This window comes from Mesorhizobium sp. W016, from assembly GCF_054719485.1.
This window is the reverse complement of the sequence record NZ_JBTTIF010000002.1, coordinates 1,578,632-1,593,408: the sequence shown is the minus strand read 5'-3', so window position 1 is coordinate 1,593,408 and position 14,777 is coordinate 1,578,632. Positions and strand designations below refer to the sequence as shown.

General features: G+C 63.6%; 15 protein-coding genes. All 15 read right to left on the bottom strand.

From position 1 onward, the window contains the following. Positions 1-4: 4 nt before the first annotated feature. Entirely contained in the window at positions 5-1,597 is a 1,593-nt protein-coding gene (lnt, locus tag ACYG9V_RS08150; protein WP_023669549.1) for an apolipoprotein N-acyltransferase, read from the bottom strand. Between the two features lie 77 nt (positions 1,598-1,674). Next, positions 1,675-2,145, bottom strand: coding sequence for a VOC family protein (locus ACYG9V_RS08145; protein ID WP_352763838.1), 471 nt, complete (start codon positions 2,143-2,145; stop codon positions 1,675-1,677). 20 nt (positions 2,146-2,165) lie between these two features. Then, positions 2,166-3,260 carry a hemolysin family protein gene (locus ACYG9V_RS08140; RefSeq protein WP_023669547.1) on the bottom strand — a complete coding sequence of 365 codons (1,095 nt, stop codon included), beginning with the start codon at positions 3,258-3,260 and terminating at the stop codon, positions 2,166-2,168. Between the two features lie 28 nt (positions 3,261-3,288). Continuing rightward, on the bottom strand, positions 3,289-3,795 hold the full coding sequence (gene ybeY / locus ACYG9V_RS08135; RefSeq protein WP_023669546.1) for an rRNA maturation RNase YbeY: 507 nt from the start codon (positions 3,793-3,795) through the stop codon (positions 3,289-3,291). Between the two features lie 17 nt (positions 3,796-3,812). Beyond that, positions 3,813-4,805, bottom strand: coding sequence for a PhoH family protein (locus ACYG9V_RS08130; RefSeq protein ID WP_027049340.1), 993 nt, complete (start codon positions 4,803-4,805; stop codon positions 3,813-3,815). An 83-nt stretch (positions 4,806-4,888) separates the two neighbouring features. Then, entirely contained in the window at positions 4,889-6,298 is a 1,410-nt protein-coding gene (gene miaB / locus ACYG9V_RS08125; RefSeq protein ID WP_023688746.1) for a tRNA (N6-isopentenyl adenosine(37)-C2)-methylthiotransferase MiaB, read from the bottom strand. 53 nt (positions 6,299-6,351) lie between these two features. Next, on the bottom strand, positions 6,352-7,152 hold the full coding sequence (olsA, locus tag ACYG9V_RS08120; RefSeq protein WP_023696735.1) for a lyso-ornithine lipid O-acyltransferase: 801 nt from the start codon (positions 7,150-7,152) through the stop codon (positions 6,352-6,354). Between the two features lie 28 nt (positions 7,153-7,180). Next, complete coding sequence (rimI, locus tag ACYG9V_RS08115; RefSeq protein ID WP_023669542.1) at positions 7,181-7,675, bottom strand: ribosomal protein S18-alanine N-acetyltransferase; 495 nt, start codon at positions 7,673-7,675, stop codon at positions 7,181-7,183. Continuing rightward, the gene (gene tsaB, locus ACYG9V_RS08110) at positions 7,675-8,352 is read right to left on the bottom strand and encodes a tRNA (adenosine(37)-N6)-threonylcarbamoyltransferase complex dimerization subunit type 1 TsaB (RefSeq protein WP_023711441.1); all 678 of its coding nucleotides are present in this window, start codon (positions 8,350-8,352) and stop codon (positions 7,675-7,677) included. The genes rimI and tsaB overlap by 1 nt, the downstream gene beginning before the upstream one ends. Positions 8,353-8,459: 107 nt before the next feature. Then, on the bottom strand, positions 8,460-9,575 hold the full coding sequence (locus ACYG9V_RS08105) for a DUF1513 domain-containing protein (RefSeq protein WP_023669540.1): 1,116 nt from the start codon (positions 9,573-9,575) through the stop codon (positions 8,460-8,462). A 3-nt stretch (positions 9,576-9,578) separates the two neighbouring features. Then, the gene (locus ACYG9V_RS08100) at positions 9,579-10,658 is read right to left on the bottom strand and encodes an imelysin family protein (RefSeq protein ID WP_023682016.1); all 1,080 of its coding nucleotides are present in this window, start codon (positions 10,656-10,658) and stop codon (positions 9,579-9,581) included. Beyond that, positions 10,658-12,247: a di-heme oxidoreductase family protein gene (locus ACYG9V_RS08095; RefSeq protein ID WP_352763843.1), complete on the bottom strand. Its 1,590-nt coding sequence runs from the start codon at positions 12,245-12,247 to the stop codon at positions 10,658-10,660. Before ACYG9V_RS08095 ends, ACYG9V_RS08100 begins: the two co-directional genes overlap by 1 nt. 12 nt (positions 12,248-12,259) lie before the next feature. Continuing rightward, the gene (gene bfr / locus ACYG9V_RS08090; protein WP_023669537.1) at positions 12,260-12,745 is read right to left on the bottom strand and encodes a bacterioferritin; all 486 of its coding nucleotides are present in this window, start codon (positions 12,743-12,745) and stop codon (positions 12,260-12,262) included. After that, positions 12,711-13,022: a (2Fe-2S)-binding protein gene (locus ACYG9V_RS08085; RefSeq protein WP_023669536.1), complete on the bottom strand. Its 312-nt coding sequence runs from the start codon at positions 13,020-13,022 to the stop codon at positions 12,711-12,713. The genes bfr and ACYG9V_RS08085 overlap by 35 nt, the downstream gene beginning before the upstream one ends. A gap of 112 nt (positions 13,023-13,134) precedes the next feature. Next, complete coding sequence (locus ACYG9V_RS08080; protein WP_023703489.1) at positions 13,135-14,427, bottom strand: imelysin family protein; 1,293 nt, start codon at positions 14,425-14,427, stop codon at positions 13,135-13,137. Between the last annotated feature and the right edge of the window lie 350 nt (positions 14,428-14,777).

Here is a 14,777-nt window from a genome sequence, read left to right as displayed (position 1 = left end):
ACTGTCAATTCACCCGTAGCCGTTGCCTTACGTTCAAGCTGAGGGCGATTGCGGCAAACACCAACATGATCAGCATTCCGTTAATGCGCCGCCCCGCGGCGGAGATGAAGGCTTGGCCGGAGATCGGCACCCGCACGTCGATGGCGCCACGTGCATCGACCGCCAATGCGTCGACGATGCGTCCCCGCGTATCGACAACGGCGGAAATGCCGTTGTTGGCGGCGCGCAACAGCGGCAATCCGTTTTCCACCGCGCGAATCTGAGCCTGCCTGAAATGCTGGTACGGCCCAGGCGTGTCGCCGAACCATGCGTCGTTGGTGACGTTCACAATAAGCTGGGATGACGTTGCGTCAACAGCCACAAGATCAGGAAAGATCACCTCGTAGCAAATAAACGGCAAGGCGCTGATGCCGCCGGGCAAAGCGATCGGATGGCGCTCGTTGCCGGCGGCGAAATTCATCGGCCCGGCGACGAGCTGTCCGATGCCGAAGCGGCTGAGCAGACCGGAAAACGGCAGATACTCGCCGAACGGGACCAGATGGACCTTGTCGACGGCATCAGCGATTTCGCCCTTGTCATCGATCGCCACCACCGAATTGTAGTAGCGGCTGTCGGCATCCGCCCCGGATCCGCGCTCCTCGCGCACGACGCCGGCAATCAGCATCTGACCAGGCTGCAGCATGTCGCCGACCGCGGTCAGCGCGTCCGGACGCTCGGTGAACAGGAAGGGTACCGAGGTCTCCGGCCACAGGATCAACTGCGGTTTGTTATGGCCGGGATCGGGCGCTGCGGCCGACAGGCCCATCATCGTGGCGAAGATGCGGTCGCGCACCGAGGCGTCCCATTTTTCGCTGAGGTCGACATCCGGTTGCACGATACGGACATCGAGAGTGCGGGTTGTCGGCTTGTCGGGGGTCGCGAGCCTGAAATAGCCGAAGCCAGCATGGGCGGCGACGAGAATGGCAAGCAGGACCACACCGAGACGGACATGCCGGCGTGCTGCAAGCAAGGCCGGCATGGCGAAGACAAAGACCGCCAGCGCGTTCATGCCGACCATGCCGGTCACCGACACGCTTTGCATCAACAGCGGCACGGGCATCGCCGCATAGCCGACGGCATTCCAGGGAAAGCCGGTGAACAGGAAGCCGCGCAGCCATTCCGTCAGGCCAAAAGCAAAGGCAAGGGCGGCAACGCGGCCAATATCGTTGGTCCATAACAGCCGCGCGACGACGGCGGCGAAGCCGTAGAAAAATGCCAGCGCCAAAGGAATGCCGACGACCGCGAAGGGTAAGGCCCAGGCGAAACTGTCGGCCTCGACCAGAAGCGCCTCGCCGATCCACCACAGGCCGGCGAGGAAATAGCCGAAACCGAACCACCAGCCGATGGCAAAAGTCGGCCGCAGGCGCCTGAGCCAGCCGTCGGAAGCCTCGCCGGTGGCGCCGTCGAGCAGCCAGACCAGCAGTGGAAACGAGACGAAACAGACGGCGAAGAAATCGTAAGGCGCCTGGGCGAGCACCGCCAGCGCCCCGGCAAGAAACGCCACCAGCGCGCGTCGCCAGCCCCAAAGCAGAATTATCCGGCCGGCAAGGCGCTCCATACAGACTTCCCAAGTCGCGCGAATCAGGAGCCAAGATTTATCAGATTTATTGAAACGCGAACCGGCCGATCGCTGCGCTATCGGTGCCATCCCTCGATGGTGAGCCCGCTCAGGTGCTCGGCCTCCTCGCGCGGCACGGTGCGCACGGTCTGGGTGAAGGTCCAGACATGGCCTTCGGGGTCGCGCGCCCGATACTGCCGTTCGCCGTAGAAATGGGCGGCAGGCTCCTCGACGATTTGGGCTCCAGCCGCCATTGCCCGCTCACAATGCACGTCCAGGCCGTCTTTCAGATGCACACAGACCGACTGAGTGTTCTTGCCGCCGACGCTTACCGGACTGGCAATATGATCGGCCCATTCGGAATCGACGATGATGTAGCCGTCGCCAAAACGCATTTCGGCATGGACCAGCCGTCCGTCGGCGTCGCTGACCACCATGCTCGGCTCGAAGCCGAAGGCCGTTTCGAGCCATTTCAATGCGGCTCGCGGGCCCTTGTAGAACACACCCGAGCCAAAGGTTGAGTGCTTGAAGGGATCGTCGATCGTCATCGGCCGGGCGACGTTCTGTCCTAGGCCTGCTCGGTGCGGGGGGCGGTCACGCGGCGGCGACGCTCGCCCTTCTGGTTCTGGACGATGCGCACCCGCTTGACGCGGCGCGGATCGGCGTCGAGCACGTGGAATTCGAAGCCGGGGATGGCTTGCACAACCTCACCACGCGCGGGCACGCGGCCCAGCGTGTTGAAGATCATGCCGCCGATCGTGTCGACATATTCACCATGCTCACCGGCGGTAAAGTCCTCGCCGATCATCTTGGCGACCTCGTCGATCTCGGCCTTGCCGTCGACGACGAACACGCCCTCGCCGGTCTGGGTGATCAGCGGCTCGTCCTCGTCATGCTCGTCCTCGATATCGCCGACGACCATCTCGACGATGTCTTCCAGCGAGGCGAGACCATCGGTGCCGCCATATTCGTCGATGACCAGCGCCATCTGGGTTCGCGTCGTCTGCATATGGCCCATCAGGTCGGAGGCAAGCATCGAGGGCGGCACGAAAAGCACCGGGCGGATCAGATTGAGGTCGCCGATGGTGCGGCCGAGATCGACCTGGGCGAGGTCGAGAAGCGTCGTTGCCGGCGTCTTCCTGGATGTTCTGCCCTTCTTGACCCGGGCGACCTTGGTGATGTGGGCCAGCACGTCGCGGATGTGAACCATGCCGCGCGGATCGTCGAGCGTCTCGGAATAGACCGGCATGCGGGAATGGCCGGACTGCTCGAACAGACCGAGCAGATCGCCCAACGTCGTGGTGATCTCGACGGCCTCAATATCGGCGCGCGGCACCATGACGTCCTCGACGCGTACCTCGCGCAGGCGCAATATGTTGTTGAGCATGGCGCGTTCGCCGGGCGAGAAAGACCCGGCATCGCTGGTCGTTTCGGCAAGCGCGCCGGCGATTTCCTCGCGCAGGCTGGTGCCGTTCCGCTGCCTGAAAAGGCCCAAGACGCGGTCGAACAGGGACGGACCGGCAGGCGATGGCTCGCTGGCAATGCCACCAGAAGCGGGGCTGCCGGAACTGGGACTCGGACTCGATCCCTCTTCCGTCGTATCGGAAGGCTTTGTCGCACTGCCAGCCTCGGGGCGGGCGGCAGTTTCTGGTTTGTCGTTCATCGTCGTCCGGTCAATTGGTCTTTTGTCATTACGTGTAGGGATCGGGAATGGCAAGCCTTGCGAGCGCTGAGCGCTCGATGGCTTCCATCTCATCGGCCTCTGCATCGGTCTCGTGATCGTAGCCCAGCAAATGCAGCAGGCCGTGGATGACGAGATGGGTGATATGGTTCTCGAAGGGCTTGTCTTCCAGGGCTGCTTCGCGCGCCACCGTCTCGGCGGCCAGCACGATGTCACCCAGCATGGGCGGCAGCTTGCCACCCCTGGGGAACGGAAAAACAGGGAAAGACAAGACGTTGGTCGCCTTGTCCTTGCCGCGCCAGCCGGCATTGAGGGTACGGATATGGGCATCGTCGGAAAAGACGATGCTGAGTTCGGAAGGACCGGCAGCAGCGGTTTCGGCAAAGGCAGCCGACACGGCGCGATCGACCAGACGCGTCAGCGCCGCCTCATCGGGCCAGTCGCCGGCCTCGACCGACATATCGATCTCGACGGGAACCGAACTATCCCCGCCGCCAGGTCTTATGTCTTCAGGCATGAGCCCGCATCGTCACATCAGCTCTCGGCGCCGAGGCCGCGCGCCAGCTTGGCGTCGCGGTCATAGGCCCTGACGATTTCGGCCACCAGCGGGTGGCGCACAACGTCGACATCGTTGAAGCGCACGGTTACCGCGCCCGCCACGCCGTCAAGGACACGCAAGGCTTCGACGAGGCCCGACTTGGTGCTTGGAGGCAGATCGATCTGCGTCGGATCGCCGGTGACGATCATGCGCGAATTCTCGCCGAGGCGGGTCAAAAACATCTTCATCTGCATCGGCGTGGTGTTCTGCGCCTCGTCGAGGATGACGGCGGCATGCGCCAGCGTGCGGCCGCGCATGAAGGCCAGCGGCGCGATCTCGATGACCTCGGCGGCAATGGCGCGCTCGACCTTGTCGGCCGGCATCATGTCGTAAAGCGCGTCATAGAGCGGCCGCAGATACGGATCGACCTTTTCCTTCATATCGCCGGGCAGAAAACCCAGCCGCTCGCCGGCCTCGACCGCCGGCCGTGACAGGATGATGCGCTCGACCATGCCGCGTTCGAGCAGCATCGCCGCATGCGCCACCGCCAGATAGGTCTTGCCGGTGCCGGCGGGGCCAATGCCGAAGACAAGTTCCGAACGCTCCAGCGCCCGCATATAGGCGTCCTGGTTGAGCGAACGGGCATAGATCGTCTTCTTGCGGGTGGAGATCTGGGCGGCCGAAACCTTGCCCTTGCGTTCCAGCGTCGGCAGCGTCAGCTGGTCGTCGGCGGCAATGGCCATGCGCACGGCGCCATCGACGTCGGACTGGCCAATGTCGGTGCCCTTCTGGAGAATGCCGTAGAGATTGTCGAGTGCGCGGCGCGCCTGTTCGGCCGCCGAGGCCGAGCCCTTGATGGTCAACTGGTTGCCGCGCGAGCGGATGTCGACGCCGAGCTTCTGCTCGAGCCGGGCCAGGTTCTCGTCGAACTGGCCGTACAGGGCGCTGGCAAGCTTGTTGTTGTCGAAAGTCAGAACGATGTGCGCCATGTCAGAGGCCCCGGATGTCTGGTTCTGGGGCAGAGTCTTCACTTCAGCAGCGCTCAACCGTCTCTCCTCATCTGCCGAGGCCATCAAGCCAACTCGGCGAACAGGCTATTGTAGCCCGTCTTCGTGATTCGCACCCGGATAATGTCACCGATTTCGCCGGCCTTTTCATCAACAATAACCGGCTGCAGCCAAGGCGAGCGGCCGACCTTCTGGCCGGCCTGACGGCCGGGCTTCTCGATCAGCGTGTCGATGGTGCTGCCGACCAGGCCCAGGCCGAAATCCTGCTGCTGCTTGAGCAACAATGCCTGCAGCTGTTGCAAGCGTTCATCCTTGACCGCTTCCGGCACGTGATCGGGCATATCGGCGCCCGGCGTGCCGGGACGCGGCGAATATTTGAACGAGAAGGCCGAGGCGTAGTTCACCTGGCGCACCAGACCCATCGTCGCCTCGAAATCGGCCTCGGTTTCGCCGGGGAAGCCGACGATGAAGTCACCGGACAGCGCGATGTCGCCGCGTGCAGCGCGGATGCGCTCGAGCAGCGCCAGATAGTCCTTGGCCGTGTGCCTGCGGTTCATCGCCTTGAGGATGCGGTCTGACCCGGATTGCACCGGCAGGTGCAGATAAGGCATCAAAGCCGGGAGGTCACGATGGGCAGCGATCAATTCGTCGTCCATGTCGCGCGGATGGCTGGTGGTGTAGCGCAGCCGCGCCAAGCCGGGAATCTCGGCTAGCCGGAACAGCAGGCGACCAAGCCCCCATTCCATGCCATCCTCACCCTTGCCGTGCCATGCATTGACGTTCTGCCCCAGCAGCGTCACCTCGCGCACACCGGCATCGGCCAGCCGCTCGGCTTCGGCGACGATCTGCGCCACCGGCCGCGACACTTCCGAGCCCCTGGTATAGGGCACGACGCAGAAGGTGCAGAATTTGTCGCAGCCTTCCTGCACCGTGAGGAAGGCGGTGACGCCGCGCTTGATCATTTCGGCACGCTTCGGCTGCGGCAGATGCTCGAACTTGTCCTCGATGGCGTATTCGGTCTCGACGATCTTCTCGCCGCCACGCACCCGGGCCAGCACATCGGGCAGCCGGTGATAGGTCTGCGGGCCGATGACCAGATCGACAGCAGGCGAACGGCGGATGATTTCCGCGCCTTCGGCCTGCGCGACGCAACCGGCGACGCCGATCAGCATTTCGCGCCCAACTGCTGCGCGTTCAGCCTTCATGTCGCGGATGCGGCCGAGCTCAGAATAGACCTTTTCCGCCGCCTTCTCCCTGATATGGCAGGTGTTGAGCAGCACCAGGTCGGCGTCGGCGATGACATCGGTCGCGGTGTAGCCGTCGGCTGCCAGCGCATCGGTCATGCGCTGTGAGTCATAGACATTCATCTGGCAGCCATAGGTCTTGACGAAGACCTTTTTGGCCGAGGCGGACGCCACAGCAGCGCTTTGCAAGGCGCTGTCGGTTTCGTTCCGCTCTATCGTGTTCAAATCCATCCGGCGGCTTCTAACGCCTTTCCGTGACAAAAAACAGACGATTCTAGGTTGCGCTACCGACTCTGGCGCGGGTCGGCGAGCGCGGCCTGCATCATGGCGCGCACCTGGCTTTCCATCAGCCTCGACGTTTCCTTGCGGTTCGAGCCCTTGGAAAAGGCGATGGGCTCGCCGAAATGCACCTCGACGTCAATGGCGCCTTCGGCCATCAGCACCTTGAGATGCGGCATCAGGTCCTGATCGCCGATCCAGGCAGCGAGCGGCCGGTGGCGACGGCCGAGAGGCACGCCGTGCACCCGCGTGTAGGCAATCGCCAGCGGCTGGATGAAGACCTGCTCGGCCGCGCCTTCCGAAATCGCCATCGAGGCGGCGCCGAACAAGGTGCTCTTGAACGGCAGGATGGTGTTGCCGTCGCCGGTAGAGCCCTCGGCAAACAGCACCATGGCGTCGCCCTTGGCCATGCGGCTGGCGATCTCGCTGGCCTGGTCGCCAGCTGTCCGCTTGCGCTCGCGTTCGATGAAGACCGTACGCTGCAGTTTCGACAGCCAGCCGATCAGCGGCCATCCCTCCATGTCCGCCCGAGCGATGAAGGTCACATCGGCAAAGGAGCCCAGCACCATGATGTCGGTCCAGGAGATATGGTTCGAGGCGACCAGCAGCGGGCGCTGGCTGGACAGCGCACCTTTGACATGGATGCGCAGGCCGAGCGTCCGGACGATGAGGCTGTGCCAGGCCTTCAGAATGACCGTCTCGCGCCAGATTCCGGTCTTCATCGACAGCAGCTGCAAAGGCACAAGGACCAGCGAACCGATGACAACGAGGCTCAGCGCCAGGAAGATCCTGATTTTTCCGATCATGCAGCTTGGCCCTGCCCCAAAACTTTGGCTAGCGAAGATCGCGGCGCATGACAAGCGCGCCGGTAGGACCATGTTCGGTCGAGCGGTAATAATTGGCGCGGTGGCCGACCTGGCGGAAACCCAGCCGCCGGTAGAGGGCGATGGCAGCGACATTGGTCTCGTCGACCTCAAGGAACAGCGCCTCGGCCCGCTGCGCATGCAATTCGCGCAGTACCGCGTCCATCAACTGCCAGCCGAGCCCCTGGCGGCGATGCGAGCGCGCCACCGCCACGGTCAGAATCTCGCCCTCGCCGGCTGCAAGCCTGGCCAGCACGAAGCCGACCGGCGGCTTGGCGCCCTGGCCGATTTCGCGCGCGGCATAGCCGAACACGGTTTCCTGTTCGAGCAACGCGGCGAACTCGCCATCGGTCCAGGGCCGGACGAAATCCTCGCGGTGCAGCACCGACGCTGCCGGGCTGTCGGCGATGGTCAGCGGCTCGAGCGCATAGTCCCTGCGGCGCGGCTGGAGGAAAGGGATGCGCATCACTTTTCCTGCCTCAACAGGATGAACCCGGCCTGCGCCTTGGCATCGGCGCCGCGCAGATAGAGTGGCTTCGGCTTGTCGCCCTCACCTTTTGCAGCGGCGAGCCGGGCGTAGACGGCAATGTCGGCGGTGGCAGCCGTCGGGCCGATATCGAAATCGCGACCGGCCGCGGCTGCGATCTGCACGGCGGCCGTGCCGGCAAGCACCGGACGATTGTCCGCCGCCATTCCCGCGGCTTGGGCAAGTGTGGTCACAGCCGGACCATAGCGCAAAATCGCTTCCGCATCGTAAAACGCCGCATGGATCTCCTCGCGGCCTGCATCGAGAGCCGCCAGGATCGGGCGGCCGGGAAATGCCGCCCTCGCCTCGGCCGCCAGCGCCTCCAGTGTCGTTACCCCGATCGCCGGGATCTTCAGCGCCAGCGCCAGGCCGCGCGCCGCCGAGACGCCCACCCGCAGGCCGGTGAAGGAACCCGGACCGATGGAGACCGCAACGGCGCCAAGGCCGGCATAATCGGTGCCGTCCGCTTTCAACGCTTCGTCAATGACAGCCATCAGGTGTTCGGCGTGGCCTTTGCCGAGATCGAGTACCGAGCGGCCGAGCTCTCTGTCGCCCGATGCGTCATAGACGCAAGCGGCGCAGAGATTGGCGGCACAGTCGATGGCGAGCAGTTTCATGGGCGACCGGTTCGAAAAACAGTCTCCCTCTGCCCGCCACGGCGCGCCGCCGCAAGAGCCAGCGCGTAAATTGTTAAGCGGCTTCGCTTCGGTGCAGGCCGGACGGCTTACGCCGCCGGCGCGATGCGCAGCATGTGGTTGTCCCAGACATAGTCGGGCTCGGAGCGCGTCGCGCCGCTGCCTTCGATGATTTCGCCGGCACCCGTGGTTGCCATGAAGCCCGGGCCGTCGGGCGCCAGGCCGCAGACCTCGACCAGCGCCTTGGTGGCGACGATCTTGCCGCTGGCGGCGTCGATGACGGCCAGCGAATTGCCTTCCGGCGAAGACACCGCGACCGTGCCGGCAATCGGGTTGGCGGCGACCGAGCCGATGTAATTCCGGAAGCCGGATAGCACGTCCTGCGGCATGTCGAGCAGCTGCAGCCCCTTGCCGCGCGTGGCGCGGCCGACCAGCGGTGGCCGCTCGGTGCCCGGCCCGCGGTACTGGCAGCCGAACCAGATGGTGCCTGTGGGGTCGGCATCCATGTGGCGAATCGACAGCTGGTGCAGAGCCGGCGGCAGTTCGTGCTTTTCGATGAGATCGCCGGTTGTGCGATCGACCAGCACATAGGACGGCTTCATGGTGGCGATGTTGAGCTCGGCGCGGCCATAGTCGGGATGGGTCTCGATGCCGCCATTGGCGATGGCGATCGTCCGGCCGTCTCCGAGCAGCAATAGCTCATGCGGCCCCATGCCATAGGTCGGAAACTCGCCGATGCGGCTGAACTTGGCCCGTGCGTCGTAGATCCCGACGACGCCGGCGGCATTGTCGAAATTGTTTTCGGTGACGTAAAGCAGCGCGCCGTCGGTGGAAAACACACCGTGGCCGAAGAAATGCCGACCGGTGATGCTGGCGATGGTCAGCGGCGGCTCGCGGCCGGCATGGTCGAAGACCACGGCGAAGGTGCCGGGTTGCCGGGCGAAGACCACGGAGCGCTTCGAGACCGGATCGAAGGTGACGTCGTGGCCACGGTCGGGCAGGTCGATCGCATGCAATACTTTTCCGGCTTCCGACAACACAGCGGCGCCAAAGCTGCCGTCGCGCTTGACGAAGGCGGTGGCAAAGACGGCATCGGCGGCAAGCGTGTCCGCCCAGGCCCGCGGCGCCATTGACGCGACGAAGCCGGCGCCGGCAGCTCTGAGAAAATCGCGGCGGTCCATCAGCGGCGTGCGTGTCGCAACCATTGGTCAGTCCCCGTCCAGTGACGAAAAGCCGGCGGTCAGGCCGAACTCGGCGGTTAGCCGGGTGCCGATCAAGCCCGACAGGCTGGAGGTGATCAGCGCGAAATGTTCGAGTTTTCCGCGCTCCGCGGGATCGGCGAGCGTCTTGTCGATCCGACCCTGGATGGATTTGGCAGTGGCAACGCCATTGATGAGCTGGATATGGATGGATTCCGCCATCCATCTGCTATCCTCGGGCAGCGCGTCGCCGAGCTTCGAGGCCTGGAACAGCGCATCAATGCCGGAGAGGTTGCCGGCTAATGAAAGGCCGGTGTTTTGCGAGCGCCAGTAGATCGCTTGCCTCGGCTTGTCACCCTGCGGTTTGGCGCCGAGAAAACCTTTGAGGCGCACGTCGCGCACCATTTCGAGTTCATTGATGAACACGCCGACCAATTCGGTCACCGCTTCAGTGCCGTCGCGGTAAAGCGCATTGTCGGGTCCGGGATTGGCCCACAGGCCTGCAAAACCGTCCGGTTTTTTCCAGGCGGCGTCGACATCGGCCGCCATGGTCTCGATATTCTTGGCGATCGCCGCGCCATAGGCGCAGCGATAGGGCTCGTCCTTGCCGACGAGCGTCTCGGCGCCGTCGCCGTAAAGCACGAACTCAAGCGCCCCTAATCCCTGCATCGCGACACTCTTGCCCGCCAGCTGCGCCGGATCGGTGGCGGTCGGATCCTTGCCGGCCAGCGCCGCCTGCACCTGCTTCAGGCCGATGCTCTTTCGGTCCGGCCAGTAGAGCATGCGCTCCAGCCGGTTGTTCTCCTTGATTGGCCCGAAGCCGATGATTTCAGCCGACGACCAGGCTGCGACCGTGGCCGAGAATCCGGCATGCGCGGCATCGAGGTTACCCTGCGACGGCGCCTGGCAGAGCGCGTCCATGGCCTTCGCCAAGGTGCCGGCATGGCCATGCAGGCTGGCATAGGCGGGGCGGACAAAGCCGTCGATCGCTCTTTGGATCACGTCGGAGGCTTTCACCGAGGCCGATGCCGGGGACGCACCGAACAGAGCCAATGGGAGGAGTAGAACAGGTAAAACCCGCTTGAGCATCAGAATGACTCCAGGAATTTGATGAGAGCATCGCGGTCGGCCGTATTGGCGGCGGCGAAGCGATCGCGCGCTTTCTGCCCCTCGCCACCATGCCACAGGATCGCTTCGGCAAGCGTGCGCGCACGCCCGTCATGCAGGAAGAAAGCGTTGCCGTTGACGGTCTTTGTCAGGCCGATGCCCCATAGCGGCGGGGTGCGCCATTCACTGCCCGTGGCATCGCCCACCGCCTGGCCGTCGGCAAGGCCAGGCCCCATGTCGTGCAGCAGAAAGTCGGAATAGGGCCAGATCAGTTGGAACGCCTGCGCCTTGTTCCCGCGCATGGTGACGAATTTCGGCGTATGACAGGCAATGCAGCCCATCTCGTAGAACAGCTTCTTGCCGGCGAGCACGGCGGGTGCGCCGACATCGCGCCGCGCCGGCACCGCAAGGTTCTGCGAATAGAAGGTGACGAGGTCCATCACCGGTGGTGGCGCCTCGACCGGGCCGAGCCGCTTCTGCACGCCATTGGGCATGGCCAAACAGGCCTCTTCGGCTGCGGTGCAATCGCCCCAGTGACTGGGCTCTTCCGGCGTCGAAATGCCGATGTCGCCGGCAAAGGCGTCCGCCGCCTGCTGGCGGATCGACGCGGTCTGGGCCTTCCAACCGAAGCGGCCAAGCGTCAGTTGCCCACTGCTGAGGTCACGCACCATGTTGGGCTTGCCGGAAATGCCGTCGCGGTCGTCGGGATCGGCATGGGCAAGGAGGTCGGCCGGCGCGATCTGCTCGATCAGGCCAAGGCCGATCATTGGCGGCGTCAGGCGCGGCGACAGCGTGGTGCGCGGGTCAAGCGGGCCGTAGCCAAGCCCGTCGACCGAATAGCTCGGCTTGCGCAGCCAAACCAGGCTGCCGTCGCCGAGCGTGACCTTTTCCTCGCGATAGTCGACATACATGCGGCCTTCGCCCTTGAGGCCGGGCACCGCCAGTCCCTGCAACTGCGCGCCGTAGACCGGATCGGGGAAGTTCAGCACCTTGTGCGCGGCGATCTCGGTCTTTTCCTCGGCCGTGCTCGCATCGCGCGCTAGCCGCAGGAACATCGACGTGGTGCGGCTGTCGGCGGCCGGCGGGCGGCCGCGGCCATCCTTCAAATGGCAATTCTGGCAGGCGCGCTCGTTGAACAGGGGTCCGAGACCATCCGAGGCCTGGGTCGAGGATGGCGACGACACCCAGTTCTTGCGGAAAAGCGCATTGCCGAGCTTGAAATTGCCCTGTTCCTCGAAGGTGATGTTTTCAGAGGGTTGCGAGAAAGCGTCGCGGTCGACCTGCCTGCGCGACGTGCCGGCGCCGCCTTGCATCGTTTCGAAGGATTCGGGCTTGGAGAAATCCTGGGTTGGCCTGGTAACGGCAAGGACGCGGGACCGGTCCTTCGGCGTCAGGTCGGTGCGGCTCGTGGCGAGGCCGACCGGTTCCGACGATCCGGCCAGGGCCGGGGCCAAAATTGCCGCCAGGATTACACCCGAAAGCCCACGAAACGCCTGATATCCCAGGTTTTTAAGGCGCAGCGGGCCGTTAGCCCGCCGCACGCGGCGCAGAATATCTAGGGGGCGCCGCATTCCTGCATGGTCCTATTCCGCCTCGTCCGCCGATGCGGCGTTGAGCTGGCCGTATTTTTCCTCGCCGATAGAGGCAAGGAGGTCGAGCTGCGTCTCGAGGAAGTCGATGTGACCTTCCTCATCCGCCAGCAATTCCTCGAACAGCTTCATCGTCACGTAGTCGCCGGCTTCGTTGCAGATCTCGCGCGAACGCTTGTAGGCGGTGCGTGCGTCATATTCGCCGGCGAGATCGGATTCGAGCACTTCCTTGACGTTCTGGCCGATGCGCAACGGCGCCACGGACTGCAAATTGGGATGCCCTTCGAGGAAGATGATACGGGCCACCAGCCGGTCGGCATGGTGCATCTCCTCGATCGATTCGGCGCGTTCCTTCTTTGCCAACTTGGCGTATCCCCAGTCTTCCAGCAGGCGGAAATGCACCCAGTATTGATTGACGGCGCCAAGCTCCAGGAACAGAGCCTCGTTAAGCCGCTCGATGATCTGCGGTTCGCCTTTCATGGATTCTGCTCCCATATTGGACGCGCAGGCCTCTGACGCGATCCAGGTGTGAAACGATGTCCACGCCGCTCGCCTCCGAACGGGTGTGGTAATTTTCGGTGACCCGAATGATCGTTTCGACCACATTTGGGAAGCAGCCGCAACAGCGACCGCGCTTTTGCATCGTGTGATAGACCTTCGCCGGCACGATCAGCTGCCAGGGGTCCTGATCCAGCAGATCGACGATCGTCTGCTCAATCTCCTTTTCGGTGATGATGTTGCAATGGCAGATCAGCATGGATTGGCTCTGGCTGACGGCGCCCCTCCGCGCCGTTTGGCTGGTGGTACGTCTTAGTTGAGCATGACCTTTTCCGAAAACCGGCTTCCACTTTTCGGGGTCATGCTCGCGGCTACTTGAACACCTTGTCCGGTGCGTCGAGGCTGTCGGACCCCTCGAAGGCTATGTTGTTCAGCTTCAGCGCGCCGACGGCGCGTTCGATCGACTTGGTCTGGTCGACCAGCGCGTCGATTGCCGCTTGCACGGTAGCATTGCCTTCGGTGTTGCCCTCGGCGATCTGCTGGTCGTAGGCCTCGCCGGCCACTCCCCGCGCCTTGATCGCCTCCATCTTGGCGACCGAGACATCGAGCTTGTCGTACAGTTCCTTGTCGATCGCCGGATCGGCCGCCTTGACCATATCGTGCACCGACGGGCCTGAAACGACGGCGCCGTCGGTGCGCGTGTAGCTGGCGAGATAGGCGGCGCGGATGCCGATGGCGTCATAGAGATGCGAGTTGTAGGTATTATCCGAGAAGCAGTCGTGCTCCTCTTCGGGATCTTGCAGCAGCAGGCCGAGTTTCATGCGCTCCCCGGCCAGTTCGCCGTAGGACAGCGAGCCCATGCCGGTGAAGATCACCGAGATAGCGGTGTTCGGCTGGCCATCGACGAGGTTCTTGCGGGCGGCGCCGTCTTCCTTCCAGTTGCCGACCATCTCCTGCAGGTCGGAGACCAGAAGATCGCTGGCCGACTTCAGATACTCGGCCCGGCGATCGCAATTGCCGCCGGTGCAGTTCTTGAGGTCATAGTCGGTGTACGGACGCTCGCCGGCGCCCGGGCCGGTGCCGTGCAAATCCTGGCCCCAGAGCAGGAATTCGATGGCGTGATAGCCGGTGGCGACATTGGCCTCGATGCCGCCGGCCTCCTGCAGCGTGCCGGAGAGGAATTCCGGCGTCAGCCTGGAGGCGTCGACCTTCTTGCCGTTGATCTCGATTTCCTTGTTGGCGATGACATTGGCGGTGTAGAGCGCGTTGGCGTCGGACTCGGTGCCGTAGCTCTTGGCGACGTAGTCGATCAGCCCTTCGTCCAGCGGCCAGGAGTTCACCTTGCCTTCCCAGTCGTCGACGATCTTGTTGCCGAAGCGGTAGACCTCGGTCTGCTGGTAGGGCACGCGCGACGCCTTCCAGGCATCGCGGGCGGCATTCAGCGTGTCCGCCGACGGGTTGGCAAGCAGCGCGTCAATAGCCTTGTCGAGTGCCTGCGCCGTGGTCAGCGAATCCTCGTACTTGGCCAGCGCGATGTCGGAATAGGTCTTGATGACCGCCTTGGCATCGATCTCCGCCGCTTTGGCCGGCAGGATGAAAACCGCCGCCGTCAACATAGCCGTGGCACCGATCGCAGCCAGCCTGCCGCCATATCGCGCTGTCATCATCATTCTCCAGTTCAAAGGGAATTCGGTAAAAGGCGCGCGTGCCAAACGGTGCCAAGACATAGGCATGCCGTAGGTCACGACAGATGCCGCGCCGCTCTGCGGCTCACGGAAGAAAGACACCAAATGCCTCCAATCGAACGGGTTCAAGGCCCAAACATCAAAGGGATGCGCTGACGCGCGAGCCTCCATAAAACGATGGCGAGGCCGGAAGTCAACTGGTGAGCCTTAGAAAATTCAATTGAAACAACAGTTTAGAATTATTCTAAACTAGGACTGTCAACTTTAAATCGTATAGCCAGCAGCCAAGATGAGAGACGGCGCGATTGACAAGCGACCGTTCCGGGTGC

Excerpts from the sequence above, each read along its gene's own strand:
- lnt (WP_023669549.1), bottom strand. The coding sequence starts at position 1,597 with ATGGAGCGCCTTGCCGGCCGGATAATTCTGCTTTGGGGCTGGCGACGC.
- ACYG9V_RS08145 (WP_352763838.1), bottom strand. The coding sequence starts at position 2,145 with ATGACGATCGACGATCCCTTCAAGCACTCAACCTTTGGCTCGGGTGTG.
- ACYG9V_RS08140 (WP_023669547.1), bottom strand. The coding sequence starts at position 3,260 with ATGAACGACAAACCAGAAACTGCCGCCCGCCCCGAGGCTGGCAGTGCG.
- ybeY (WP_023669546.1), bottom strand. The coding sequence starts at position 3,795 with ATGCCTGAAGACATAAGACCTGGCGGCGGGGATAGTTCGGTTCCCGTC.
- ACYG9V_RS08130 (WP_027049340.1), bottom strand. The coding sequence starts at position 4,805 with ATGGCGCACATCGTTCTGACTTTCGACAACAACAAGCTTGCCAGCGCC.
- miaB (WP_023688746.1), bottom strand. The coding sequence starts at position 6,298 with ATGGATTTGAACACGATAGAGCGGAACGAAACCGACAGCGCCTTGCAA.
- olsA (WP_023696735.1), bottom strand. The coding sequence starts at position 7,152 with ATGATCGGAAAAATCAGGATCTTCCTGGCGCTGAGCCTCGTTGTCATC.
- rimI (WP_023669542.1), bottom strand. The coding sequence starts at position 7,675 with ATGCGCATCCCTTTCCTCCAGCCGCGCCGCAGGGACTATGCGCTCGAG.
- tsaB (WP_023711441.1), bottom strand. The coding sequence starts at position 8,352 with ATGAAACTGCTCGCCATCGACTGTGCCGCCAATCTCTGCGCCGCTTGC.
- ACYG9V_RS08105 (WP_023669540.1), bottom strand. The coding sequence starts at position 9,575 with ATGGTTGCGACACGCACGCCGCTGATGGACCGCCGCGATTTTCTCAGA.
- ACYG9V_RS08100 (WP_023682016.1), bottom strand. The coding sequence starts at position 10,658 with ATGCTCAAGCGGGTTTTACCTGTTCTACTCCTCCCATTGGCTCTGTTC.
- ACYG9V_RS08095 (WP_352763843.1), bottom strand. The coding sequence starts at position 12,247 with ATGCGGCGCCCCCTAGATATTCTGCGCCGCGTGCGGCGGGCTAACGGC.
- bfr (WP_023669537.1), bottom strand. The coding sequence starts at position 12,745 with ATGAAAGGCGAACCGCAGATCATCGAGCGGCTTAACGAGGCTCTGTTC.
- ACYG9V_RS08085 (WP_023669536.1), bottom strand. The coding sequence starts at position 13,022 with ATGCTGATCTGCCATTGCAACATCATCACCGAAAAGGAGATTGAGCAG.
- ACYG9V_RS08080 (WP_023703489.1), bottom strand. The coding sequence starts at position 14,427 with ATGACAGCGCGATATGGCGGCAGGCTGGCTGCGATCGGTGCCACGGCT.